Origin of the sequence: Bacteroides sp. An51A (assembly GCF_002161565.1) — a bacterium.
Taxonomy (GTDB): domain Bacteria; phylum Bacteroidota; class Bacteroidia; order Bacteroidales; family Bacteroidaceae; genus Phocaeicola; species Phocaeicola intestinalis.
This window is the reverse complement of record NZ_NFIC01000006.1, coordinates 57,580-82,693: the sequence shown is the minus strand read 5'-3', so window position 1 is coordinate 82,693 and position 25,114 is coordinate 57,580. Positions and strand designations below refer to the sequence as shown.

Here is a 25,114-nt window from a genome sequence, read left to right as displayed (position 1 = left end):
CCGGCTGTTCTTTGCCAATGACCGGTGCAAGGCTTGGCGGAAAAAAATACCGGAGCGAAGCGAGGATGATTTTTTTCCAGCCAACCAGCCCGACAGGGCCGCCTTGCACAGTCAGTGGCAAAGGGCGATATTTGCTGTAAGAAATGAAATAATGGTTGAAAATTATATTGCGAACTTGTTTTGCAGTACTTTCATTTCATTGGCAATGGTAGAATTCATTATTTTGGCATAAATACGAGTTGTACGAATGTCCGTATGTCCTAACATTTTGGCAATGGATTCCAAGGAAACCTTATTTGCAATAGCCAGTGATGCAAATGTATGTCTTGCAATATGTGTGGAAAGATTCTTCTGAATACCACATACATCAGCTATTTCTTTCAAATAACTGTTCATTCGTTGGTTGCTGGGAACAGGAAGTAATAATCCTTTTTCATTGCAGATTGGATTTGATTGATATTTCTCTAAAATAAGTCTTGGTATATCCAACAATGGAATGTCGCACATATTATCGGTCTTTTCCCTTGCTTTTCTTATCCACCATTCACCATTATCAGCCTGTACAAGGTGTTCCTTTTTCAGATTCTTTACGTCTGTGAAAGCCAAACCGGTGAAGCAACAGAAGATGAATATGTCCCTTACGGTTTGTAATCGTTGAATATCAAAATCTTTATTGATGATTTTGCGAAGTTCCATTTCGTTTAAGAATTCACGGTTACACTTGGTCTGTTTGAAGTGTATTTCTGCAAACGGATCATCAGTTATCCACTTCTTTATCAATGCAGTTTTGATGATTTTCTTTAAATTCTTCAGATATTTCACTGTCGCATTTTGCGCACAGTTTTTCTGTATTTTAATGAAATGTTCGAATTTGGTTATAAATTCATAGTTGATTGATTTTAATGGAATATCAGCCAGTTTATACTGTTCACTGATAAACTCCTTCAAATATCTTGCTGTACGTTCGTATCGAAGTACAGTACCTTCGGCATATTCCTTGTTCATTAATTCCCGATATTCCGAATTGTGTTCCTGGAATACTTCAAGCAGCATTTTGGGAGTAGAGTGTTCTCCATAATAGATATTTTTTATAATATCTGCTGTAATAGGTTTACCGTCCTGCTCAAGTTCACGGTGAATTTGAAGGATTTTAGTTCTTATCGTATCAAGATAGTGGTTTATTTCTTGATACTTCTTTTCCCTGCCAATCGCGCATTCTTTTTGCGTATTCCATTTTGTAACATCTATACTTCGCTTGATTTGTACCTCTGCACGTTTTCCGTTTATTGTGATACGCATACAGATTGGTGCTTCTCCATTTTTTAGCAGCTTTGATTTCTTCAGGAAAAACAATACCGTAAAATAGTTTCTTTGCATTGCCATACTCTTCTTTTTTTGATGGTGTAAAAATACATGTTTTGAAAAGAGTTTGTTCTATGCAAAACGCAGAGAATCAGTGAAATATAATCCAATCAGGTGGACTTGTTTTTAAGTGGAAATCAAGTCCACCTATTTCACCTCCAGTAAGATGCGGTATTCTGCTTCAATTTGCGGTATGGATAAAAAGAAAAACCGCTGATAATGATTGATTATCAGCGGTTTTCATTGTTTTGCTTTTTGTTTGAGTGATCCGCTTGGGGCCCGAACCCAGAGTCCCAATTTGCCTTGGAGTAATTGGATGAAATGTAATGTGTTTATTATCACGTATTTGAGCCTGCATAGTTCGGCATTGCTTACAAAAATAGGTTCAGTTCCTACAATATTTGCTAGTGAACCTTGTAGGATATTAGTATTCAACTGGATACATCGAGCTATTAAGTACGGACTTTTCAGAGAACCACCTCTTTCCATCTTCATTAGAGAAGAATTTGACGTTACGGAGGTAGCGTTTTCCGGCTCGTCGGAACAGACAGGAAAAGCTGGTTATTTCTGTTTCTTTTGGGAGTTCCTACATTCCGCAGTTTTGGCATGTCCGTTCACATAAGTACGGGCTTCTTCACGGAATCTTTCATGTTCCGATGTTCCGGGTTTACCGAACTGGACCTCCATGAGTTCGTCGATGTTTGTTAGACAGTTTTCTTTCAAGGTTTCCTTTTCTGTTTTCATGTTTCAAAGATAGTTCTCTTGCTAGAGAATGACAAGTTTGATGGCGCAAAATTTTGAAAATTGATATACTTATATTATGCCTTCAATTGTATATAAACTCTTTTTATAGTTATCTGATATATGTATATGATAAATTTCTGCAACTTTAGCTCTTAATAATTCAAGTTTCGCAAGTTAATAGATAACCTTCTTCTTGGGATATAAAAGAGGCACAGGGATTTCCACATATCGCAGAAAATGAGTAATTTTATAGTTGCAAATCAAAACATTACTCAGCCCTATGCCCTTGCACAAAGTTACAGACTTTCTTTCAGAAATCAGCGCATTTTTTAGAAAAAATGACGCGCATAAAGCGATGTATTCCATACTGGACGTTATCAAATGGTTAAGAATGAATGAATCCACCTTGTTCGGCATGAAGAGCAAGTGCAACAATGTGTATCCGTTGTTGCAGGTGTTCCAGGCTTTGCTGTTGTACCCGTGTTTCATGGTCCGTAACCCTTATCGTTTCACCGGGTCTTCCTTAAGCGGCTTGCTGGGATGCAAGAAAGACGTGTTCTACCGTTTCATGAGTAATCCCAAGATAAACTGGCGGAAGTCCGTCTATCACCTCACCCTCCAGCTTTGGTCGAAGATCAGACTCCGCTCCGGGCGCAAGGAAGGCACGGTCTGTCTGATAGTCGATGACACGGACTATCCCAAGACGGGACGGCGCATGGAGAACATCGGCAGGGTGTTTTCCCATGTCCATCACAGGTGCATCCTCGGTTTCAAGGCATTGTTCCTTGCCGTCACGGACGGGACAACCCAAATGCTTCTGGATTTTGCACTGCTGGGTGAAAAAGGAAAGGATGGAAAGTTCGGGATGTCCGATGAAGAGCTCGCAAGACGTTTCACCAAAGGACGTGACAGCGGCGACGCCTTGCAGGAGCGTATCGGTGAATACACGGCAAAGAAAACCGACCTGATGATTGCCATGATAAGACGCGCCATCCGCAAAGGGGTCAGGTTCAGGTATGTGCTGGCAGACAGCTGGTTCGCCTGCAAGGATGTCATCCGGTTCATCCGCTCCCGCCACGTCAGGTGCGATTACCTGGGCATGATCAAGGTGGGAGAAAACAGCAGGACAAAATACTGTCTGGACGGGAAGCCTTATACCGCGCCGGCCTTGATCAGGCACCTTAACAGGCAAGGCAGGCGGAAGTACAGCAGGAGACTGCGTTGCTATTACATCGTGGCGGACGTGACCTTTGCGGATACCAAGGTACGCCTGTACTTTGTCAGGAGAAGCAAACGGGGCGCATGGAACGGCCTGATGACCACGGACATACGGCTTGAGTTCCTTGAAGCGTACCGGATTTATGCCCAAAGGTGGTCTTTGGAAGTCGTGTTCAAGGAAGCGAAGGGGCTGTTGGGGCTGGGCAAATGCCAGGCCGGCAACTTCGCCTCGCAAATCGCGGCGACATCCCTGACGGCTTTGCAATACAACATCCTTTCCTTAGTGAAGAGGTTTGCAGCCTACGAGACCATGGGAAAGCTCTTTGAAGACGTAACCAAGGATTCTTTGGAACTGTCCGTTGCGGAAAGGATATGGGGCGTCATGCAAGAACTGGTCATTGCGGTTGCGGAACTCTTCGGATTGACTGATGAAGATATCTATCAGGCTATCATCAACAGGGAGGAAGATATGAAACATATTTGCGACATTTATAGATTAAAACCTGCAAGTTGAACTTGCGAAACTTGAATTAATAATATGATGGACTCGTTAAAGATTATAATTCATCAATATAAATTTAAAACCTATGTCTCTGTTTTTAATAGATTACTTTTATTCTTAAGTAAGTGATTAATTTTTTTATATTCAGCACGAAATATTGATATTGTATCATTTTATTGTTAACTGTAAATTATGAAATATATAAAAGTACTTGATTAAGTGAAGCTGATTGTCTTAAACTGGATAATAGTCCTATTCACAACCATCGTATTTGATACAAATCCATGCTGTTGAAGTCATGATGTAAATCGGCTTCAGAAATAATTGAAATGTTTGATGTAATAGTCACAACAGTATACGCATGGATAAAATTTTATAAAGAAAATGGAATCAAAAGGCTTGAAACACGTCCCGTCTAAGGCTGTAAGCTTATAATGGCTTGTTCCGATGAAGAAGTCGTCCACAAGGCTATAAGAGAAGACTATCAAAAGCACGTGAAGCCAAGGAAAAGGTTTCTGGCAAAAAGCCAATGGCATTACCTTTAAACGTTTTTAAAGAGTATTGGTGCAAGATATAAGCGAATAAGATGTGCAACGGTATAACTTTACCACAACTCTACAAATACAAAGAAGGATAAGTTGCAAGACTTAATTTCTTTGGCATGAAAACCCGAAAAAATCAGTTTAAAGGCTTTACAACATAAGAATCCATCAATGCAGACATGCTTGTGGGTTATCTTGATAGGTTTTCTTTTGAAGTAAAGAAGAAAATGAAGGTTGTACTTGACAAAGCCTCTGTCCATAGGCGCCGGAAGATAAAGTAACCGAGAAAGATATGTGAGGATAGAGAATTACTTTTTTCATCTTATACATGTTTAAAATAAGTAGTTAATGTGAAATTGAAAATAGAAGGTTGTACATTATTGACAAAATTTACGTCAATAACGAGATTTTTTCTAAAAAATGGAGTATCCTATCTGTAAAATATTCTTCAGTCCGTTAGTGAATGTTTCAATCAAAGCTTTTTTCAGAGCAGAATCTTGTCAGCGATACTTATCAGTGAGTTCTTCATATTGTTTTTAACTTTAGTGACTAGCTATATTCCTTTACGAAAGAGATTTTCAAACAAAACCTGTCCAATATATCCTTGTCTGCGCATAGTTTACTTTTAATGTTTTCCAAGAACCTACCATATAAAGGTTCACGCTCATCCATGCTTCCAAGTGTAAACATGAAGTTAAGAATTTCGCCTTGATTATTGATTATCAGATGTAAATTGGCAAGTCCTTAGAATGTCTTATAATCCAGAACTCGTTGGTTACGACAGACACAAAGAGTCGAGTTGGCATGATGTCAGTATAGATATCCAGCAGGACTTTCTTGATGAAACAGGAGGTGAAGCGATACTTCCTTCTTCAGTTCTACAAAACGGTTATAGGACAGGATACCTGACGCAGAAACAGATGATTCAGACAACTTCTTGTAATAATGTTTGAAGTGGCGTAAACCACCAGAGTGGAATAGATAACATTATCGTACCATTCATATGGTTAGGATTGTTACAATGCACTCTTTCCTTATCCTCAATTATTAAGAATTTTTCCTATTGCAACGCAAATTCCTTGCAAAAATCATCGGCTATACAATAAATCTCTGTAACTTTGGACTCTAGGAACATAGTGGTAATCGTTTAAATGTTATAGTTGTTCATTATAAACCTAATATTTCTGTTTCTATATTATTGATAATCAAATAAATATATTAATGTTTATATAGAACTTACGTTAGTTACGAATTTAAAGTGTTGTTTAATTTATGTCCTTATTCAATTTATATAATGAAATAGAAAAAGAATACGAAAATCTTATTCCTCTTAAGCAGGAAGGATTGGTGCTGTTTCATCTATATCAGAGGCAAAAGGATGGGAATATCGGGAAAGAATTCTCAGAGGAAGAAATTATCAAATCATTGAGAGAAATCCGATATGATTTAAAAACCTACCAGAAAGAGCAGTTTAATCATACAATTAAGTATTTTCAAAAATATTTTTTATGGCGTGATGAGAATAACAGACAATATCGCTTTAAGCCTTTTACAAAGAAATGGTGTAAATTGATTGAAAATATTCTTGAAGAAACATTCAATCCCACTCAGTTACAAAAAGAGTTTTTATATCTTTCTAATACCTTTAATGAACAATCCTTTTCAGAGTGGTATACCACTACTTTTGAAAGTTATAGTCAAAGGGTAGATACACAAATTAATACTCTATATTTACAGATTGACAGATTAGTAATTGATTTTAGACAGCAGATATCAAATGAACGTGCTTACGATTTGAGTGCTTTAAAATCAATTGTTAATACATTGGAAGATATTCGTTATAAAACAGAAGAATTAAATAATGCCTTTAGCGGAGCATATGATATTCGAAATAAGTTATTGAAGAGTCGTATAATTACAGAAGATATTCTTCTGAATAGACAATGTGAAAATGTGCTATATTTTTTCCAAGAAGTTCAGAGTAATTTGAAAATCATTAGCAAGCGTATAGATAGTGTTAAACCTCGACTGAATGAATATATTAGAAATATAAATAGGCATGATTTTTATATTCGGTTCAAATGCTTCTTCAATCAATTACTTGAAAAAAGCACTTTGGAAAAAGGCAAAATTCATTTTCCTAATGAAATACCAAGTATTCCGATACGGAATGCTCAACAGATAAAATTCATTATCGTTAAAGAAAATTTTGATGGAGCTTCCCTCAGTCAGTTCAAAACAGCAAAATCAAAAATTCCTATAACTAACGAGATTGAAACAGAGAATCGTTTTATATTAGAAAAAGAAAGATTTGAAGTTCAAAAAAGAATTAATTCTTATATGTTTGATTTGGAAAATCGGTTAAAGATGTACCAAGAGGTTGATTTTTCTGCTTTCTTTTATGAAGTACTCAAAAAAGAAAATGGAAACATCAATATTTGTGTGAAATTAGCTCACAAAACCATGTATAAATATCATCGTGGCGATAATACTTTTGGAATATCTATCTCAAATGAAATGGTTGGTATTCCCGAATATCCAATAATAAAAATATGGAAAACTATCATTTACAAGAGAATGTAGATTATACATTCTTAACAACACAAGAAGCAATATCAATATTTGCAGATGTTGATTATGCTTTGAAAAGTGGAAGACATATCCAAAAGTGTCCTTCACAAGGTAAATTATTCGCTTTTATTAAAAGGTATTATGATCAATTAAAATCATATTATGATAATTTGTTTGGTATTCATTTAAATAGTGAAGGAGAAGGTGAACTAGAATACTTTTTCATTGATTTCTTCAAAGATAGGAACGGATACTATCAACGGGGTAATATTCCTGTAGAAAATCGGGAATATCTTGCAGAATCACATCTAATCATAGCATTTTTATTAATTCAAGTTTCGCAAGTTCAACTTGCAGGTTTTAATCTATAAATGTCGCAAATATGTTTCATATCTTCCTCCCTGTTGATGATAGCCTGATAGATATCTTCATCAGTCAATCCGAAGAGTTCCGCAACCGCAATGACCAGTTCTTGCATGACGCCCCATATCCTTTCCGCAACGGACAGTTCCAAAGAATCCTTGGTTACGTCTTCAAAGAGCTTTCCCATGGTCTCGTAGGCTGCAAACCTCTTCACTAAGGAAAGGATGTTGTATTGCAAAGCCGTCAGGGATGTCGCCGCGATTTGCGAGGCGAAGTTGCCGGCCTGGCATTTGCCCAGCCCCAACAGCCCCTTCGCTTCCTTGAACACGACTTCCAAAGACCACCTTTGGGCATAAATCCGGTACGCTTCAAGGAACTCAAGCCGTATGTCCGTGGTCATCAGGCCGTTCCATGCGCCCCGTTTGCTTCTCCTGACAAAGTACAGGCGTACCTTGGTATCCGCAAAGGTCACGTCCGCCACGATGTAATAGCAACGCAGTCTCCTGCTGTACTTCCGCCTGCCTTGCCTGTTAAGGTGCCTGATCAAGGCCGGCGCGGTATAAGGCTTCCCGTCCAGACAGTATTTTGTCCTGCTGTTTTCTCCCACCTTGATCATGCCCAGGTAATCGCACCTGACGTGGCGGGAGCGGATGAACCGGATGACATCCTTGCAGGCGAACCAGCTGTCTGCCAGCACATACCTGAACCTGACCCCTTTGCGGATGGCGCGTCTTATCATGGCAATCATCAGGTCGGTTTTCTTTGCCGTGTATTCACCGATACGCTCCTGCAAGGCGTCGCCGCTGTCACGTCCTTTGGTGAAACGTCTTGCGAGCTCTTCATCGGACATCCCGAACTTTCCATCCTTTCCTTTTTCACCCAGCAGTGCAAAATCCAGAAGCATTTGGGTTGTCCCGTCCGTGACGGCAAGGAACAATGCCTTGAAACCGAGGATGCACCTGTGATGGACATGGGAAAACACCCTGCCGATGTTCTCCATGCGCCGTCCCGTCTTGGGATAGTCCGTGTCATCGACTATCAGACAGACCGTGCCTTCCTTGCGCCCGGAGCGGAGTCTGATCTTCGACCAAAGCTGGAGGGTGAGGTGATAGACGGACTTCCGCCAGTTTATCTTGGGATTACTCATGAAACGGTAGAACACGTCTTTCTTGCATCCCAGCAAGCCGCTTAAGGAAGACCCGGTGAAACGATAAGGGTTACGGACCATGAAACACGGGTACAACAGCAAAGCCTGGAACACCTGCAACAACGGATACACATTGTTGCACTTGCTCTTCATGCCGAACAAGGTGGATTCATTCATTCTTAACCATTTGATAACGTCCAGTATGGAATACATCGCTTTATGCGCGTCATTTTTTCTAAAAAATGCGCTGATTTCTGAAAGAAAGTCTGTAACTTTGTGCAAGGGCATAGGGCTGAGTAATGTTTTGATTTGCAACTATAAAATTACTCATTTTCTGCGATATGTGGAAATCCCTGTGCCTCTTTTATATCCCAAGAAGAAGGTTATCTATTAACTTGCGAAACTTGAATTAATTAAATGTTGCAATAACATACTCTCCTCGCTTCCCATAAGAACAGCGCGCTCAGGGTGAGTCTTTTATTTTCTAGTGGTATATTGGGGGTAGTGATGATTTTAAATATTTTTCCTGAATTAAAAATGCAGAGCTAGAGACTATGTCAAAATTATGGGAAAAGCTCCGTCTTGATGGTCATTCTTTGCACACTTGGTGTTATGGTCAATCACTACTACCATTGGGCAGTGGTTGAAGGTGTCCGTTTTGTGATGCTAGACATGGAGCGCAATGGAATCATACAATATAATTATGATTGAAATATTACCTGAAATGGGGTTAAGGGAACATTATGTTTATTATCACTATGTATAGTTTGAAAAGTATTAAAGAGAAAATTATTAAAGATCTAAAAGTAAAGTGGAGTATGCTCATCAAATATAAAAATCAAATAAATTCTCTAAATATTGGACAATCATATGTAGATATATATGATGTAGATATGAAATCCTCTTTAGGATCTGGAGGAGCTGCTAAAGTCTTTAGATGCAAGCGTAAAAGTGATGGACAAGAATTTGCTATTAAGTTTCTCTATGAGAAAAATCAAGATAAAATATCACGATTCAAAGATGAAATCAAAGTGATGCGTATGTGTGCGAGAAAGGGCATAGAGGGGGTTATGCCAATCATTGATTTTAATATTGATGAGTGTTGGTATGTGATGCCAATAGCTAGAAGCATAAGTGACGAAATTAAGGATTGGAAGAAGAAAATAGAAAAAGCACTTCCGAAAGATATGTATAAAGATGATATTGTGAAATTTGCAGTTGAAGCATTCCGCAATTTCGCTATAACTTTATCGCAAGTTCATAAGTTTGGTTATACTCATCGTGATATTAAACCTAAAAATTTATATCGGTTGGATGATAAATTTCTAATTGGAGATTTCGGTATTGTAGATATCCCAGACAGCGATCATCAAACAAAGAAAGGTGATAAATTGGGAGCTTGGAATACTATAGCCCCAGAGGTGTTAAGGGATGCAAGTAAAGCTACGCCAGCCGCAGATGTATACTCTTTGGCTAAGTCATTATGGATGTATTTAGCCACAGATGAAGATGGGTTTGATGGAAGATATGATGTTGAATATAGTTCTATCAGCCTTCATGATATCCAGCAGTATAGAGGTAAATATCTTGTAGAAATAGATGATTTTCTTCATGATGCAACACAAGAACAACCGAGGAAACGACCGAATATGGATGATTTGATTGCAGCCTTGGATTCCTGGGAAAGATCTGATGGTGATTTACGTCTAAGAAATATACAAGAATGGAATTTCATATATAAAATTCTCTTTAGAGGCATGAAACCGGTTCATACTGTCCTTACAGAAAGAGAAGATATTGTAAAGACTCTAAATGCTTTATCGAGATATGGCGTATTGAATTATTCCATGTTGCCTTCTAGAGGCGGTCTAAAGCTGGAAGGAGCGAGCATTGCACCTGAAGAAGGGTGTATTTATCTGGACTACCAATTTACTTTTATTTGTAAGCCAAAACGTTTAGTAATCAGAAGTTTTGTTGGAGATGAATTGTGGAATTATTTCTATCTTGAATTTGATAAACTTCCTTTTATTTTTGAAGATCGAATTAGTGAAGAATTGATTGAAGATAAGCCGGCTCATTACATCGATGCTAAGAATTGGATCTATCGAGTATATGATTATGACACAGGCGAACCATTACCAGTTGATGCAAAACGTGTAGAAAGGTATTGTCATGGAGCTATAGTCTTTGTCGCTAAGCGTAGTTTTTATAACTCAATAATTCAAGTTTCGCAAGTTAATAGATAACCTTCTTCTTGGGATATAAAAGAGGCACAGGGATTTCCACATATCGCAGAAAATGAGTAATTTTATAGTTGCAAATCAAAACATTACTCAGCCCTATGCCCTTGCACAAAGTTACAGACTTTCTTTCAGAAATCAGCGCATTTTTTAGAAAAAATGACGCGCATAAAGCGATGTATTCCATACTGGACGTTATCAAATGGTTAAGAATGAATGAATCCACCTTGTTCGGCATGAAGAGCAAGTGCAACAATGTGTATCCGTTGTTGCAGGTGTTCCAGGCTTTGCTGTTGTACCCGTGTTTCATGGTCCGTAACCCTTATCGTTTCACCGGGTCTTCCTTAAGCGGCTTGCTGGGATGCAAGAAAGACGTGTTCTACCGTTTCATGAGTAATCCCAAGATAAACTGGCGGAAGTCCGTCTATCACCTCACCCTCCAGCTTTGGTCGAAGATCAGACTCCGCTCCGGGCGCAAGGAAGGCACGGTCTGTCTGATAGTCGATGACACGGACTATCCCAAGACGGGACGGCGCATGGAGAACATCGGCAGGGTGTTTTCCCATGTCCATCACAGGTGCATCCTCGGTTTCAAGGCATTGTTCCTTGCCGTCACGGACGGGACAACCCAAATGCTTCTGGATTTTGCACTGCTGGGTGAAAAAGGAAAGGATGGAAAGTTCGGGATGTCCGATGAAGAGCTCGCAAGACGTTTCACCAAAGGACGTGACAGCGGCGACGCCTTGCAGGAGCGTATCGGTGAATACACGGCAAAGAAAACCGACCTGATGATTGCCATGATAAGACGCGCCATCCGCAAAGGGGTCAGGTTCAGGTATGTGCTGGCAGACAGCTGGTTCGCCTGCAAGGATGTCATCCGGTTCATCCGCTCCCGCCACGTCAGGTGCGATTACCTGGGCATGATCAAGGTGGGAGAAAACAGCAGGACAAAATACTGTCTGGACGGGAAGCCTTATACCGCGCCGGCCTTGATCAGGCACCTTAACAGGCAAGGCAGGCGGAAGTACAGCAGGAGACTGCGTTGCTATTACATCGTGGCGGACGTGACCTTTGCGGATACCAAGGTACGCCTGTACTTTGTCAGGAGAAGCAAACGGGGCGCATGGAACGGCCTGATGACCACGGACATACGGCTTGAGTTCCTTGAAGCGTACCGGATTTATGCCCAAAGGTGGTCTTTGGAAGTCGTGTTCAAGGAAGCGAAGGGGCTGTTGGGGCTGGGCAAATGCCAGGCCGGCAACTTCGCCTCGCAAATCGCGGCGACATCCCTGACGGCTTTGCAATACAACATCCTTTCCTTAGTGAAGAGGTTTGCAGCCTACGAGACCATGGGAAAGCTCTTTGAAGACGTAACCAAGGATTCTTTGGAACTGTCCGTTGCGGAAAGGATATGGGGCGTCATGCAAGAACTGGTCATTGCGGTTGCGGAACTCTTCGGATTGACTGATGAAGATATCTATCAGGCTATCATCAACAGGGAGGAAGATATGAAACATATTTGCGACATTTATAGATTAAAACCTGCAAGTTGAACTTGCGAAACTTGAATTATTAATTCGTATGTATGTTCTTGAGCCAAGAGTAGAAAAACGGATACTAATACAAGATTTTAAGATACAAGTTTTATCGGAGTACGAAGAATATAAACCACACTTATTACGACTGTTTGCAAAATCGGAAGATACAAAAGAAACGGATTATGAGTTAAAGTCTATTGAAGATGAAATTGAGAAAGCTCTAAAAAAATTCAATGAATTATGTTGGATTATGATAGACAAAAACACTGAAACGTTTGAAATCATGCCGTCCCTTAATCGTTTACTGAATATATTTGAGAATTATATTATCAATACACCAATTAACTATGAGCCATAATAAAAATTTTCCTCGTATATACAGCCTCTCTACAGTGGGTATTCGTAATCATTATAATTCAGATTATCGTTTTCATCCTTTTCGAACAGATTTTGTAGGTGACAGCGGTGTAGGAAAGTCTATTATCGCAGATGTACTCCAACTAATATTAGTTGGAGAAAGAGAGTTTAAATCTGCTACAGACTCAAGCTCTGAACGGGAAGCAAGAAAATTAATCATAGAGCGATATGGATATGTATTTCTAAATATTGCAATAAATACGGGACAATTTATTGTTATAGGAATGTATATATCAGCCACATCTATCGATCCTTTCATCATTCAGGCTAATATAGGATTAGATATGTTTGAACCGCTTTCTTCGCCTATTATATCCAAAGATTTTATGTCGGGGGATGAGATTATAGATATCATAGATCTTCCTGAAAGGATGAAGGAAAGTAAACAGGCTTATGCAGTAAAATTGACTTTAAATAAATATCACGAATTGCTTGAACAAAATAATATTCTTCCCATTAATTTGAAGACGGAAGGAAACTTAAAGACTTTTGCACAAATTATTCGGGCATTCTCTCGTGGCAAAGGTTTTAAAAATAATTCGAAATGGCTGAAAGAATTTTTCTTTAATGACGATTTAGAAAATATCATCAAAACTCGTTTTGATGAACAACTTGCAGATATAGCTCAAGAACTAAGAGACCATAAGGAAAATAAAGAAACATTAGAAAATGTGCGAATCAAATATGAAAAGTTCAAACGTCTTTTTGACTTAAAAAAAGCACGAGATGCAGCACAAGAAGATTACTTGAAAACAAAAATTATATTTCATTATCAGAACAGAAATGCTGCAGAAAGAAAATATGTTCAATTTCAGGATGGTATAAAAAATATTAATCATAAAGTAGCTAATCTCCTTTTTGGCTTATTTTCAGCAGAAACTGAGGAACAACAGAGGCATATAAATTCTTTAGCAGATAAATTATCTATCATTGAAAATGCTCAAAAAAATATAACAACGTATTTGACTAAAGAATTCATTGCGTTTCAGAAATACCCCAAACTTAATGAACAGTATATTCAAGTGCAAAAAGTAGAAGAGTTACTTAATACATATAAAACATGCGAGAAATTACGAGAGAGACACTCAAAACAATTGATAGAAAAGGAAGAAAAGGAATATTTGAAAAATTTGAGTAATGAATTGAAGGAACAAAGATTATATGAGGAATGGATAAAATCTCCTTGGGTAAAAGGTACAGATGCTGGTTATGCTTTTTGCAAGAAGAGAACAGAAGAAATTAATACTGAAATAAAGCGACTTACTACTTTAAAAAACTTTACAGATGTCACTAATACTAAATCTCTAGCATATTGGACAATACATAACAAGCCGTCATTATCACATGAACAAGAAAGTGTTTTGTTCAACTTAGATGCAATATTTATTGAGAAACCAGTAAATATTAAAAAGAATGTACAATATATACCAAAGCCAGAAACTTTTTTTAGTAATTTAAAAATAGACGAAAAAGAAAGCAACCCGAATGGTTTTTGGGTTGATTGGGGTGGCATTAAGAGATTTGTGCCTTATATATCCGAACGATTTTTTACAATGAAGAATAGTGACGAAATAGTAGGTTACTTCAACGAAAAATATAAAGATGCAGAAAAAATCATCAATTCATTAAGAAAAGAGAAAGAAACTATAGAGGCTATGCAAAAAGTGGCGTCTAAATATGGTGAGAATGCAGTTAATGCTTTTATTCGTAGAGATGAAATATCTGCATATATTATAGATGAAAATTTAGATATTACTACTAGACAATTGGATGAACTGTTGATTGTTTATTTTAATGGAGAAGACATTAAGCAAACCAAATCAGAACTTGATATAGCTAAAGATAAGAAACTAAAGGGAGAAATAGAGCAGGAACAGGTAAAAAAAGATATACAACAAGTCTGCAAAATAGAATTTTCAGAAAAAGATTATTTTATTGAACTTCAAACCGCTATCAGAAAACTTTACGAAAAGGCAAACAGATCGCTTTTATATAAACAAAATAGAAAAAATCGATTTCTACAATTATTTTCAACTTATATACAAAGTAATAGAGATTTAGAAACGAAAAGTATGTTAAATATTCGTTCGGAATTAAATGACAATTTAAAGAAAAAACATAGTTTTAAAGAAGAAATAAAAGTTTTGAAAACTAAAATTAAAGAAGAAGATTATCTTTATCATCAGGCAGAATTAGAATATCAAGCAAATTCAGGACAACAGGTAAACTTAGAAACTAATATTGAAGTCAGGCCAGAAGAAAAGAAGCAATTATTCGATTCTGTAAAGAATGCTTATAAGGAGGCTTATGATGATATTGTTATAAAGTTTTTAAGCGAGAAAAAGCATCAACGCTTTATAGGGTCTGAAGATTATATGGCATTAACAAGGGAAGTCGTTAATGAGATTCCAGCAAAACAGTTAGTTTCAAATGAGACTGATGCTTTGCAACAAATGTTAGACTTCCTCAAACGGTTAAATGACATATATATCAATATTGGTAATCGAAAACTGAATTTGCTCAAGGAAATTTTTCAGGATGTTAGAGATGCTGTCAGCAATTATGTTACAAAGATACACGAGATTGGAACCTATTTTAAGGGTCCTGATAAAGAAATATCACAAGGATTTAAGTTAAGCCTTACTTGTACGTTTTCTTTAATTTATCCAATCAATTGGATTGACTTGTTTTTGGAAAAACTTAATGATTCTATAAAACAAGAAAGCATTCATCAAGATTTATTTGCCGCTTTAAGAGAAAAAATTGATCTTCCTGACATGATGGCTACAGCTTTTGAAAAATGTGGTGGATTCAAAAATGCGAAAATTGAAGATTTATTGAATCCTAAAAACTATTTTGATATAAAATTCGAAATGAAGTCGGATGACGGAGAAAAGAATATTGGAAGTGCAGGTCAGACTTATGCAGTTACTGCTATGTTATGTGTTGCCCGACTTTCCTTAGTTGAGAAGAAAGAAAAGGGAAGACAGCATAATGGACTACGTTTCATGCCTATTGATGAGGCTGAAGGTATTGGTAGTAATTTCGATTTACTTGAACGAATTGCTAAAGCCAAAGATTATCAATTAGTATCAATGTCAATCAATCCCATTGATGATTTTAGGGAAGGTGAACAATATTTATACATTCTCAACGGTACAAAAAAGCGAAAAGAGAGGGTAAGTACTTTTGCTATATTCAGTAATACTGATGAAATTCAAAAGATATGATAAATAAACAGTTAACATGGCCTGAGTTTAAAGCATTATATCAATTATACCACGAACGAAAAACTAATTTGAAAGTACAGGATCGTCCATACTTCAAATATCTAAAACGAGAAGGGTATATTAAGAATAAGATTGGTTCAGCTAAAACCATAGAGCCATACAGTAAATTTGATGATGAATATAAACGGGAGAATATTGAAGATTTATTTCATAAGTATTATTCGTTTATGTCAAAAAATGGAATTCTTACACCTCACACTCCATTTTCTGAATTTGAAATTAAGAGCCTTATGCACATTAAGCAATGTGAGAACGTTTTGGTTGATAGTGGGCAAACACTATTATCTGAAATACGAAGTAATATAGAGGTAGGAAAAGATGGACGAAAAGGAATATCAAAATCGTTCTTCAAGTCGGCCAAACATATTGAAAAAGGTTCTGCATTGGAATATGCTGTTTTAAAAATAATAAGGATAGATAAATTTCCTCAAAACGAAGGTCAGTGGATTTATCGTGTTCCATGTAAAAATCCAACATGTATAATCCTATGTGAAAATCGCTATTTTCTTACTCTTAATATTGCTCAGAAAAGAGATGTTGAATTATGGCACGTGGGTGGAAATAATATCCTACCAATTGAAAATTTACCTAAAATTGAGTACCCGATATATTACCTGTGTGATTGGGATTTGATGGGATTGCAAATTTATGAGCGTATTTATCATCAAATTGAAATGATTAAGGACAAAGCTTCCTCATTGCGACTTATAAATCCGAACGGTAAATCCGAACGAATCAAAGATACAGAAGATTATCATCGTAGTAAATGGGATAAAACCACAGAATTATCATCATTAACTGCTAATCTATATTCTTCTAAACAACTAACAATCATACAAAATCTTATAAAATCAGATGAGTGGATTGAGGAAGAAGGGAATGATATTGGTGAAATAATCAATGGAATAAAAAGCGGAATAATATAAATTTGCCTAGTCTTAACTCGGATTTGAATATTGACGAATAGCACTGGTAGAGCTAATTCCTTTTATTAGGGCTTACATTTCACTCTTCCAATGTGTAGTAATATATTTTTTCGCTTGATAGTTTATGATAAAATCCCTATCTTTACCCCGTTGGAACAAGGCAAATTCCTATCGGAAAAACATAGAAATGAAGCAGGTGCAGAAGTGGGTGCTTTTCTTGGGGGATTATTATAACATATTGAATATCAGTATTGATTAAAGACTCTGTTAGTCCCGTACGCACCGCAATAAACAGTAAGCAGTCAAAAAATGGCTATTGATTGAAATGGGTAACTTCGCTGCCAACCAAATTTATAGAATTATGTATAGCAGTGAAGATCTTGAAAGGTTTTACTTTCAGTACCAGACGGAGGCGTTACCCCGTGGAGAATCTCTCCAATCGTTTTGTGTCAAGAACAAAGTCCCTTATAACATTTTCCAGAAATGGTTTAAGGATACCCGCAAAAAAGTAGTTGAGATTCAGGTTGACGGTGCTCCTGAGATTACCCATGAAGAAAAGACTAAAATTGGTGACCGGCCTAAACCTGTATCAAGAAGCGGTAATGACAATCCCGTCCGCATATGGATAGACATCCGTATCAGTAATGGATTGCACTTGTCCCAAAAGAATTTAAGCTATCAGGATTTAGTCCGGATGATAGAGAAGCTGGAGGGTCTATGCTGAGTGTTACCGGCCTGAATCATTTTTATTATGTGCGTGACTTTACCGACATGCGTTGTAAGCACAGCCGTGTGTTGTCCATCATCCGTGAACGGCTTCACCGGGAACCCTGTGACGGGGATGTCTTCATTGTCATGTCGCGAAACCGAAGGATAGTCCGTATGTTTTCATTTGACAATCATTCATACAGCCTGTTCGAAAAGAAGTTTGTCGCGGGCTACCAGTTCATGAAAGTGGAGCGGAACGGGGCGGATACCATTTATCGGATTGACTGGAAAGATGTGGTCCTGATACTGGAAAACCCTATAGTTAAAACATTAAAAATCAGATAATTAATATGTCTATTTGCTTGCGTTTTTGCGATTATTTTAGTACCTTTATATCTGTAAATCAAAGGTTTAAACATGATCGAACTGCAACATATAATAGACTCAAAAAGGGAATTGTTGAGTAGGGAAACCTACTCACGGAACCCTATAAATTATAGTGAAGGTATGGCAGACGATCAAAAAGACCGGTACATACAATACCTTGCTGAGCAGAATCAGGACCTCAGGTTGACAAATGACGCCATGAAGCTTGTCTTGGAGGATTTTATGGTTCAGATGAAGGAGCTGAAGGATCAGGTGTCCTCCATGCAATCGAAACAGTCCGATTTGGAAAACCGGTTATCGGAAGAGCGCAAGCTTCGCAAATCGGCTGAACGTAAGGCAAAGTCCCTTCAGGAAAAACTTGATTTTGCCAACCAGGAACGTTTTGGTGACAGGCGTCAACGGATAAACCCTAAAGCTAAACAGAACGCTTCTGACCGGCAAAAGGAAAAAGATGATTATGACGGTACGGACGATACGCTCCGTACGGACTCTGTAGACAATAACGAATCCCGGAATGAGCCGGCCCTTCCCAGAAAGGAACGTGACCTGGGCAATCGTCCCGACGGGTATAAAACGATGGGAGTGTCCGGAGAAGTGGTAGAGCATCCGTCAGATCTGACAAAGGTTCCCGGACGTATCATTGAAAGAAGGATGGTACGTGTATTCAGTTTCCGTACCTTCCTTACGGAAGAATGTTTTGAGATGGTCCATTATGCAGAGCCTGGCAAAAAGCCGAAGTGGGGTTATTTCCCCTCTGAAGGCCATCCGGAGGTGGTAACTAAGTTTGAGGGGACTAAAGCCACTCCTGAATTTCTGCAGGCCATCGCCTATGAAGTTTATGTAAAGAATGTGACCTTCGGCCTTCTGCACCAATGGCTGACGGATATGGGAATGACCATTTCTAAAAACACCTTACGCAACTGGCTTAAGAAAGGCAAGAAATACCTTGATGAACTGGTTCGTGTATTGAAGTCCGTTGCCTTGGAAAAGGACTCGGTTGTGAACTGCGATGAGACCTGGTGCAAGGTTCGCAAATATGACCGTTATAAGAAGTGTTATATCTGGGTATTGGTCAACAAGGCTCAGAAAACAGCCATTTTCTTCTATGAGGATGGCTCCCGCGGCCGTGAGGTGCTTACGGATTTTCTGGGTGATGCGGAATTGAAGAGTATCATGTCCGACGGCTACAATGCTTATGTTTTTATCGGTGATGAGTTGAAATCGGCTCAGTTTAAGGATACTATCCATCAGGTTTGTATGTCCCATGCGAATAATAAGTTCGTTAAAGCCGGTAATCAAGGAGGCGAACCGCTGGCCGAACGTTTTTCAAAGCTTTTAAAGTGGTTCTTTTCTAAAGAACATATTTATGATGAAGCCGGTCTTACTCCGGAAGAGAGACTGCGGGAAAGGCAAAGCCTGGAAACGAAGGAACACCTGATAGAATTGCGCAGCCTGTTGGAGAGTGAACTGTCGAAGAATTCAGAATTTAGAAGCCAGTATTATACAGAAGCTCTTAATTACTTGAAGAAGTTTTGGAAGGAACTATTTGCTTTTCTGGACGATGGGGATCTTCCGATAGACAACAATCTGGCAGAACGGACCATCCGGAAGCTGACTACCCAACGCAACAATTCACTTCATTACGGTAGTGATGCAGGCGCTGAGATGGCTGCGACTTACCATAGTGTAATAGGAACGGTAAAGCTTCATGGCAGTTCTGTCTGGAACTTCATCGGAACTTTTTTCAAAAATATCTTTAACGGGTGCAGGGATTATGTTAACATGGTTCCTGACAAAATCACTTTGGCTACCAGCCAATGTTAAATTCAAAGCTAATTAATTAACAAAACTCGGTTTAGGGCACTCAAAAGTGCCCTTTCAAAGGGGGATGCCCTAAATTGAGTGCTTACCAATAAACATTGAAAATCAATGTTTTGCAAAACAAACACCCGATTTTACACCCAAGAATGTAAAGTCGGGTGTTTTTGTATTATTCAGGAAAAACACCGAGCGAAAAAACACTTGATTTTTGTAACATTCCACATGGTTTCGTATCTAAATGGAAAAAGAATAAAATCATGAAGAATTTAATTTGTAAAATCGGGCTGCTGTGTGTCGTGTTATTGGGAATCATAGATACGGGCTTTGCTCAATCATTTTCCGTGCAACGTGTAGGTAATGGGAAACAAGCTATTATTCTGATTCCTGGCTTTGCGTGTTCTGGTGAAGTATGGGAACAGACGGTTGATAGCTTACAAAACAATTACAGTTGTTACATTCTAACGATGCCTGGATTTGCAGGTATTCCTCCCGAAAAGAATCCGTCCTTTGATAGTTGGGCAAAACAGATTATTGGGTTCATTCAAAAAGAAAATATAAAAAATCCTATACTCATAGGTCATAGTATGGGTGGTGGCTTGGCTCTTTATATAGCATCAAGCCAGCCAAATTTAGTCAAAGGCATTGTCATTGTAGATGCACTTCCTTGTTTGGCGGCTCTTTATAATCCCGATTTTCAGAGTAAAAAGATTGCTCCCGAAGAGTTTAGCGAGTTTGAATCTCAAATGCGCAAGATAGATGAAGAGCAATTTTACAGGCAAGCCTATATCAGCGCAACATCGCTTACGAGTGATTCGCTTCGGTATGACAATCTCGTCAAATGGAGCTTATCATCTGACAGAACGACTTACGCCCATATGTATTATGAGTATTCCAACATAGATTTAAGACCCATTATACCAAGCATTTCCGTTTCAACATTAGTTTTGTTGGAGTATCCTTTTAAGAAAATAGCCCCTATGATTGAGCAACAGTTTGGCAATCTGCCGAACATCCGGTTGGAATACGCGAATAAAGGATTGCATTTCATTATGTTTGATGACTGGGAATGGTATATACAACAGATTATGGACTTTTTAAATGACAGACCGTGAGTTTCGAGTATTTATATAAGGTCTATTGGGATAAGGTCTTCCGATTATGTATGGGCTATTTCAATGATTATTCTTTGGCGCAAGACTTGGCACAAGATGTCTTTGTCCGTGTGTGGCAATATCTTCCCACTTTCAAAGGTGAATCATCCGTAGGAACGTGGATTTTTCGTATTGCCACAAACATTTGTTTGCGCCAAAGAGAGCGTCAGAATAGTATTTCTCAAGCAGAAGTCCCATTGAACCTGTTTGCTAAAGAGCCGAGCGATAATTCATTACAGGTGAAAATTCTGTATGAAGCCATAGCAGAGCTTCCGGAAATGGACCGCTTGATTATTTCACTTTATCTCGAAGAGTTGAAGCAAGCTGAAATAGCTCAAATCACAGGCCTGTCGGAAGCAAATATACGTGTAAAGATACACCGGATAAAATCCACATTAGCAAAAAAAATACGTAATAATGATGAATGATATAGATATAAAATCCTTATGGAAAGGACAGCAGGCACCTGTTGCAGATTTGTCTGCCATACGCAAAAAGATAAAATGTTTCAGATTACGCAGAATCGGAGAGGCTTATGCCGTCATTACGCTTATGATATTAGCCATTGTCTTTGGAGCGGTTATCTGGATATGTTGGCCACCCTTGCTGACGGTCACCAAAGTGGGCATTACTTTGTTGTCCATAGGCTTTATGCTGCCGGCTTTATCCTACGGCAGACTCCTTCGGCTTTATTATGGACTGAAAATTGATAGTACCAATATTGACTATATAGATAATCTTTTAAGAATAAAAAAGCGAGAGTACAGACAGCAGCATCTCATCTTGAACTTATATTTTTTCTTTTTGTCAATTGGTTTTGCACTCTATGGATATGAATATACATTTTTCCATTCGTTTTATTGGGGGATAATTGCTTATTCTGTTCTGTTGCTATGGATTGCTCTAAACTGGTTTGTGTTCCGACCGCGTATCATAAGAAAACGCAATCACAAGTTCTACGACTTTATGAGGTACATTGAAAGTCATAGGGAACAGCTATTAGAATAGGTATTGTCTTTGGGACAAACACATAAAAAGACAGATACATTCTCATTTACTGTAAGCATTCGATAAACTACAAGTTTTAAACCTTTATATACAACAATAGCGACTGTCACTATGAACCTAATAGTTTCAGTCGCTATTATTTTGTTGAACCTATATGTTGCATATGGCATTAGTTGTCAGATACCCCATGTTGTTTTGTCAACTATTAAAGGTCCCTAAGTGTCATTTTCCTATAGGACTTCTGACCATAAAAAAAAGACCTACAAATCAATAATTTGCAGATCCCTATCCTATCACTGTCCATTTCTGTCCAGTAGTTACAGCGGAAGCTGGGGGATTCGAACCCCCGGTACGGTAACCCGTACGGCAGTTTAGCAAACTGCTGGTTTCAGCCACTCACCCAAACTTCCGTTTGTTTGTGTCATTTTTGAAAACACATTTTCTCTCAAATGCGGTGCAAAGATAGATGGAGTTTTTGACTTGTGCAAACTTTTCACGCACTTTTTTTGCACTTTTCGCATAGTCCTCTCGGTAAGAAAAAGACAGAATCAAGATAGAAAGATCAATCAATGATACAAAAATAAAGAGAAAACTGCTGCTTCCCCCAAAATCAATTAACGTTCATATTGCAATGTATCATCAATAGACCTGTCGGGATTAGGCATCAAATATCCCCAAATCTTTCTTCCTGATAAATTAGGAAGAGAATTATGAAACTGTTTCGAACTTATCGTGCGATGATTTGGGGTGAGTTTTTGAGGCATTTCCGTTTGTGTGATGAGAAAGATAGCGGGTCATCTGTGTGTAAATGAAAGGACTGCAACCCTCCATGTGCTTATCCCCATTTTCAGGTATTGCGCCGTATCGGGATTTTCCGTACCTTTGCATCCGTTTTTAGGAAAAACAAGTATATCACATTTTAATTATTTCTTGCCTTATGACAATGAATTTCAAACCGGGACGTTGGAATCATCACGTCGACGTCACCGATTTCGTAAAGACTAACATTACTCCTTATGTGGGCAACGCATCTTTCCTGACCGGTCCCACCGAACGTACCAAAGCCGTATGGAATAAATGCCTGGAAGCGCTTGCCGAAGAACGTGCCAACAACGGCGTGCGCTCGCTCGATCCGTCTACCGTCTCTACTATCACGTCGTTTGCTCCAGGATACATTGATAAAAACAATGAAGTAATCGTCGGTCTGCAGACCGACGAGGTGCTGCGCCGTGCCATCAAGCCCTTCGGAGGCATCAAGGTCGTAGAGAAAGCTTGCCGCGAAAACGGAACAGAAGTAGACCCGAAGGTAAAGGATATATTCACGCATTACCGCAAGACGCACAACGATGGTGTATTCGATGCTTATACTGAAGAAATCCGATCATTCCGCTCGCTGGGATTCCTCACCGGACTTCCCGACAACTACGCACGCGGACGAATCATTGGTGACTACCGCCGCCTTGCTTTGTACGGACTGGACCGACTGATAGAAGCGAAGCAGGACGACCTGCGTCACCTGACCAGCCCGATGACTGATGAGCGCATCCGCTTGCGTGAGGAAGTGATGGAGCAAATCAAGGCTTTGAAAGAAATAAAGATACTGGGAGAACAATACGGACTCGATCTGAGCCGTCCGGCCGAAACGGCACAGGAAGCGGTACAATGGGTATATATGGCCTACCTGGCTGCCGTGAAAGAGCAAGACGGAGCAGCAATGTCGCTAGGCAACGTGTCATCATTTCTCGACATCTACATCGAGTATGACCTTGCTCACGGAACATTGGATGAAGCACACGCACAGGAACTGATTGACCAGTTTGTCATCAAACTCCGTATGGTGCGCCACTTACGTATGCAGGCGTACACTGATATTTTCGCAGGCGACCCCACATGGGTAACCGAGTCCATCGGCGGACGCTTCAATGACGGACGGGTGAAAGTGACAAAGACCTCCTTCCGCTTCTTACAGACACTGTACAACCTAGGGCCTTCGCCCGAACCGAACCTGACCGTGCTCTGGAGCCCGCAGCTACCCGAAGGCTTCAAGGATTTCTGCGCACAAGTATCCATCGATACATCTTCCATCCAGTACGAAAACGACGACCTGATGCGCGAGGTGCGCGGTTCGGACGATTACGGTATTGCCTGCTGCGTGTCGTATCAAGACATCGGCCGTCATATCCAATTCTTCGGTGCACGCTGCAACCTGGCCAAGGCACTCTTGCTTGCCATCAACGGCGGACGTTGCGAAAATACGGGCACAGTGATGGTGAAAGATATTCCGGTATTAAGTAACGATGAGCTGAATTTCGAGGAAGTGCTTGCCAACTACAAGAAAGTACTGAAAGAGATGGCACGCGTATACAACGACGCGATGAACATCATCCATTACATGCACGACAAATATTATTACGAGAAAGCGCAGATGGCCTTCGTTGACACCGACCCGGAAATTAACCTGGCATACGGAGTGGCCGGTATGTCAATCGCAGTAGACTCGCTTTCTGCTATCAAATATGCCAAGGTAAAAGCACGCCGTAACGATATCGGACTGACCGAAGGTTTCGACATCGAAGGCGAGTTCCCCTGCTTCGGGAACGATGATGACCGCGTGGACCATTTGGCGGTAGACTTGATTTATTACTTCGACGAAGAACTGAAAAAGTTGCCCGTCTACAAACACGCCAAGCCGACACTCTCCATCCTGACCATCACCTCAAATGTGATGTACGGCAAGAAAACGGGCGCCACCCCTGACGGACGTGCCAAAGGAGTAGCATTCGCCCCTGGAGCGAACCCGATGCACGGGCGTGACAAGAACGGAGCCGTAGCATCACTCAGCTCGGTGGCAAAATTACGTTACCGCGACTCACAGGATGGTATCAGCAACACGTTTTCCATCGTTCCGAAATCACTGGGTGTAGACCGCGAAAGTCGCATTGAAAACCTGGTGACATTAATGGACGGATATTTCGTAAAAGGGGCACACCACCTGAACGTGAATGTGCTGAATCGTGAAATGCTGGAAGACGCGATGGAGCATCCTGAAAAATACCCGCAACTCACCATCCGCGTATCGGGCTATGCGGTCAACTTCATCAAGCTAAGCCGCGAGCACCAGTTGGAGGTTATCTCACGCAGTTTCCACGAACGGATGTAAAATAGTTTAACAATTGGAC

18 protein-coding genes, 1 tRNA gene and 1 pseudogene are annotated in these 25,114 nt (G+C 39.4%); 15 read left to right on the top strand and 5 right to left on the bottom strand.

Going from position 1 to position 25,114, the window contains the following annotated elements:
- Positions 1 to 162 precede the first annotated feature (162 nt).
- On the bottom strand, positions 163 to 1,383 hold the full coding sequence (locus B5G04_RS12510) for a site-specific integrase (protein ID WP_004326283.1): 1,221 nt from the start codon (positions 1,381 to 1,383) through the stop codon (positions 163 to 165).
- 540 nt (positions 1,384 to 1,923) lie between these two features.
- Positions 1,924 to 2,106 carry a hypothetical protein gene (locus B5G04_RS12500; RefSeq protein ID WP_087397457.1) on the bottom strand — a complete coding sequence of 61 codons (183 nt, stop codon included), beginning with the start codon at positions 2,104 to 2,106 and terminating at the stop codon, positions 1,924 to 1,926.
- Positions 2,107 to 2,386: 280 nt separating this feature from the next.
- Between B5G04_RS12500 and B5G04_RS12495 the strand changes: the two genes are divergently transcribed.
- Complete coding sequence (locus B5G04_RS12495) at positions 2,387 to 3,838, top strand: transposase (RefSeq protein WP_087394992.1); 1,452 nt, start codon at positions 2,387 to 2,389, stop codon at positions 3,836 to 3,838.
- Positions 3,839 to 4,690: 852 nt separating this feature from the next.
- Here B5G04_RS12495 and B5G04_RS12485 read toward each other — a convergent pair.
- Positions 4,691 to 5,503 (bottom strand): annotated as a pseudogene (locus B5G04_RS12485) (transposase).
- Positions 5,504 to 5,640: 137 nt separating this feature from the next.
- Here B5G04_RS12485 and B5G04_RS12480 point away from each other — a divergent pair.
- Together B5G04_RS12480 and B5G04_RS12475 are read left to right on the top strand one after the other, a co-directional pair.
- On the top strand, positions 5,641 to 6,951 hold the full coding sequence (locus tag B5G04_RS12480; protein WP_087397453.1) for a hypothetical protein: 1,311 nt from the start codon (positions 5,641 to 5,643) through the stop codon (positions 6,949 to 6,951).
- Positions 6,921 to 7,310, top strand: coding sequence for a hypothetical protein (locus B5G04_RS12475; RefSeq protein WP_239414101.1), 390 nt, complete (start codon positions 6,921 to 6,923; stop codon positions 7,308 to 7,310). The genes B5G04_RS12480 and B5G04_RS12475 overlap by 31 nt, the downstream gene beginning before the upstream one ends.
- On the opposite strand, the gene B5G04_RS12470 is transcribed toward B5G04_RS12475, so the two are convergent.
- Positions 7,286 to 8,737, bottom strand: a complete 1,452-nt coding sequence (locus tag B5G04_RS12470; protein WP_087394992.1) for a transposase — start codon at positions 8,735 to 8,737, stop codon at positions 7,286 to 7,288. The genes B5G04_RS12475 and B5G04_RS12470 overlap by 25 nt on opposite strands.
- Positions 8,738 to 9,207: 470 nt before the next feature.
- On the opposite strand from B5G04_RS12470, the gene B5G04_RS12465 reads away from it, so the two are divergent.
- From B5G04_RS12465 to B5G04_RS12415, 11 genes are all read left to right on the top strand, one after another.
- Positions 9,208 to 10,695 (top strand): protein kinase, encoded by a 1,488-nt coding sequence (locus B5G04_RS12465; protein ID WP_158100103.1) that lies wholly within the window; start codon positions 9,208 to 9,210, stop codon positions 10,693 to 10,695.
- A 95-nt stretch (positions 10,696 to 10,790) separates the two neighbouring features.
- Positions 10,791 to 12,242, top strand: a complete 1,452-nt coding sequence (locus B5G04_RS12460; protein WP_087394992.1) for a transposase — start codon at positions 10,791 to 10,793, stop codon at positions 12,240 to 12,242.
- Between the two features lie 28 nt (positions 12,243 to 12,270).
- Positions 12,271 to 12,585 carry a hypothetical protein gene (locus B5G04_RS12455; protein WP_239414100.1) on the top strand — a complete coding sequence of 105 codons (315 nt, stop codon included), beginning with the start codon at positions 12,271 to 12,273 and terminating at the stop codon, positions 12,583 to 12,585.
- Positions 12,575 to 15,874, top strand: a complete 3,300-nt coding sequence (locus B5G04_RS12450; RefSeq protein WP_087397447.1) for a hypothetical protein — start codon at positions 12,575 to 12,577, stop codon at positions 15,872 to 15,874. Before B5G04_RS12455 ends, B5G04_RS12450 begins: the two co-directional genes overlap by 11 nt.
- Positions 15,871 to 16,860: a hypothetical protein gene (locus B5G04_RS12445; protein WP_087397445.1), complete on the top strand. Its 990-nt coding sequence runs from the start codon at positions 15,871 to 15,873 to the stop codon at positions 16,858 to 16,860. Before B5G04_RS12450 ends, B5G04_RS12445 begins: the two co-directional genes overlap by 4 nt.
- Before the next feature lie 361 nt (positions 16,861 to 17,221).
- Complete coding sequence (locus B5G04_RS20225; protein WP_204246993.1) at positions 17,222 to 17,584, top strand: hypothetical protein; 363 nt, start codon at positions 17,222 to 17,224, stop codon at positions 17,582 to 17,584.
- Positions 17,578 to 17,913, top strand: coding sequence for an IS66 family insertion sequence element accessory protein TnpB (gene tnpB, locus B5G04_RS12435; RefSeq protein ID WP_087395778.1), 336 nt, complete (start codon positions 17,578 to 17,580; stop codon positions 17,911 to 17,913). Before B5G04_RS20225 ends, tnpB begins: the two co-directional genes overlap by 7 nt.
- A gap of 72 nt (positions 17,914 to 17,985) precedes the next feature.
- Positions 17,986 to 19,779, top strand: a complete 1,794-nt coding sequence (locus tag B5G04_RS12430; protein WP_087397443.1) for an IS66 family transposase — start codon at positions 17,986 to 17,988, stop codon at positions 19,777 to 19,779.
- A gap of 254 nt (positions 19,780 to 20,033) precedes the next feature.
- On the top strand, positions 20,034 to 20,888 hold the full coding sequence (locus B5G04_RS12425) for an alpha/beta hydrolase (protein WP_087397440.1): 855 nt from the start codon (positions 20,034 to 20,036) through the stop codon (positions 20,886 to 20,888).
- Positions 20,885 to 21,355, top strand: a complete 471-nt coding sequence (locus tag B5G04_RS12420; RefSeq protein ID WP_087397437.1) for a sigma-70 family RNA polymerase sigma factor — start codon at positions 20,885 to 20,887, stop codon at positions 21,353 to 21,355. Before B5G04_RS12425 ends, B5G04_RS12420 begins: the two co-directional genes overlap by 4 nt.
- On the top strand, positions 21,345 to 21,935 hold the full coding sequence (locus B5G04_RS12415; RefSeq protein ID WP_087397433.1) for a hypothetical protein: 591 nt from the start codon (positions 21,345 to 21,347) through the stop codon (positions 21,933 to 21,935). Before B5G04_RS12420 ends, B5G04_RS12415 begins: the two co-directional genes overlap by 11 nt.
- A gap of 323 nt (positions 21,936 to 22,258) precedes the next feature.
- Here the strand turns inward: B5G04_RS12415 and B5G04_RS12410 are convergent.
- Positions 22,259 to 22,345: transfer RNA gene (locus tag B5G04_RS12410), tRNA-Ser, on the bottom strand.
- A gap of 527 nt (positions 22,346 to 22,872) precedes the next feature.
- Between B5G04_RS12410 and pflB the strand changes: the two genes are divergently transcribed.
- On the top strand, positions 22,873 to 25,095 hold the full coding sequence (pflB, locus tag B5G04_RS12405; protein WP_022039928.1) for a formate C-acetyltransferase: 2,223 nt from the start codon (positions 22,873 to 22,875) through the stop codon (positions 25,093 to 25,095).
- Positions 25,096 to 25,114 lie beyond the last annotated feature (19 nt).

What these genes read in the sequence shown, in the direction of transcription:
- B5G04_RS12510 (WP_004326283.1), bottom strand. Translation starts at nt 1,383, where the DNA reads ATGGCAATGCAAAGAAACTATTTTACGGTATTGTTTTTCCTGAAGAAA.
- B5G04_RS12500 (WP_087397457.1), bottom strand. Translation starts at nt 2,106, where the DNA reads ATGAAAACAGAAAAGGAAACCTTGAAAGAAAACTGTCTAACAAACATC.
- B5G04_RS12495 (WP_087394992.1), top strand. Translation starts at nt 2,387, where the DNA reads ATGCCCTTGCACAAAGTTACAGACTTTCTTTCAGAAATCAGCGCATTT.
- B5G04_RS12480 (WP_087397453.1), top strand. Translation starts at nt 5,641, where the DNA reads ATGTCCTTATTCAATTTATATAATGAAATAGAAAAAGAATACGAAAAT.
- B5G04_RS12475 (WP_239414101.1), top strand. Translation starts at nt 6,921, where the DNA reads ATGGAAAACTATCATTTACAAGAGAATGTAGATTATACATTCTTAACA.
- B5G04_RS12470 (WP_087394992.1), bottom strand. Translation starts at nt 8,737, where the DNA reads ATGCCCTTGCACAAAGTTACAGACTTTCTTTCAGAAATCAGCGCATTT.
- B5G04_RS12465 (WP_158100103.1), top strand. Translation starts at nt 9,208, where the DNA reads ATGTATAGTTTGAAAAGTATTAAAGAGAAAATTATTAAAGATCTAAAA.
- B5G04_RS12460 (WP_087394992.1), top strand. Translation starts at nt 10,791, where the DNA reads ATGCCCTTGCACAAAGTTACAGACTTTCTTTCAGAAATCAGCGCATTT.
- B5G04_RS12455 (WP_239414100.1), top strand. Translation starts at nt 12,271, where the DNA reads ATGTATGTTCTTGAGCCAAGAGTAGAAAAACGGATACTAATACAAGAT.
- B5G04_RS12450 (WP_087397447.1), top strand. Translation starts at nt 12,575, where the DNA reads ATGAGCCATAATAAAAATTTTCCTCGTATATACAGCCTCTCTACAGTG.
- B5G04_RS12445 (WP_087397445.1), top strand. Translation starts at nt 15,871, where the DNA reads ATGATAAATAAACAGTTAACATGGCCTGAGTTTAAAGCATTATATCAA.
- B5G04_RS20225 (WP_204246993.1), top strand. Translation starts at nt 17,222, where the DNA reads ATGTATAGCAGTGAAGATCTTGAAAGGTTTTACTTTCAGTACCAGACG.
- tnpB (WP_087395778.1), top strand. Translation starts at nt 17,578, where the DNA reads ATGCTGAGTGTTACCGGCCTGAATCATTTTTATTATGTGCGTGACTTT.
- B5G04_RS12430 (WP_087397443.1), top strand. Translation starts at nt 17,986, where the DNA reads ATGATCGAACTGCAACATATAATAGACTCAAAAAGGGAATTGTTGAGT.
- B5G04_RS12425 (WP_087397440.1), top strand. Translation starts at nt 20,034, where the DNA reads ATGAAGAATTTAATTTGTAAAATCGGGCTGCTGTGTGTCGTGTTATTG.
- B5G04_RS12415 (WP_087397433.1), top strand. Translation starts at nt 21,345, where the DNA reads ATGATGAATGATATAGATATAAAATCCTTATGGAAAGGACAGCAGGCA.
- pflB (WP_022039928.1), top strand. Translation starts at nt 22,873, where the DNA reads ATGACAATGAATTTCAAACCGGGACGTTGGAATCATCACGTCGACGTC.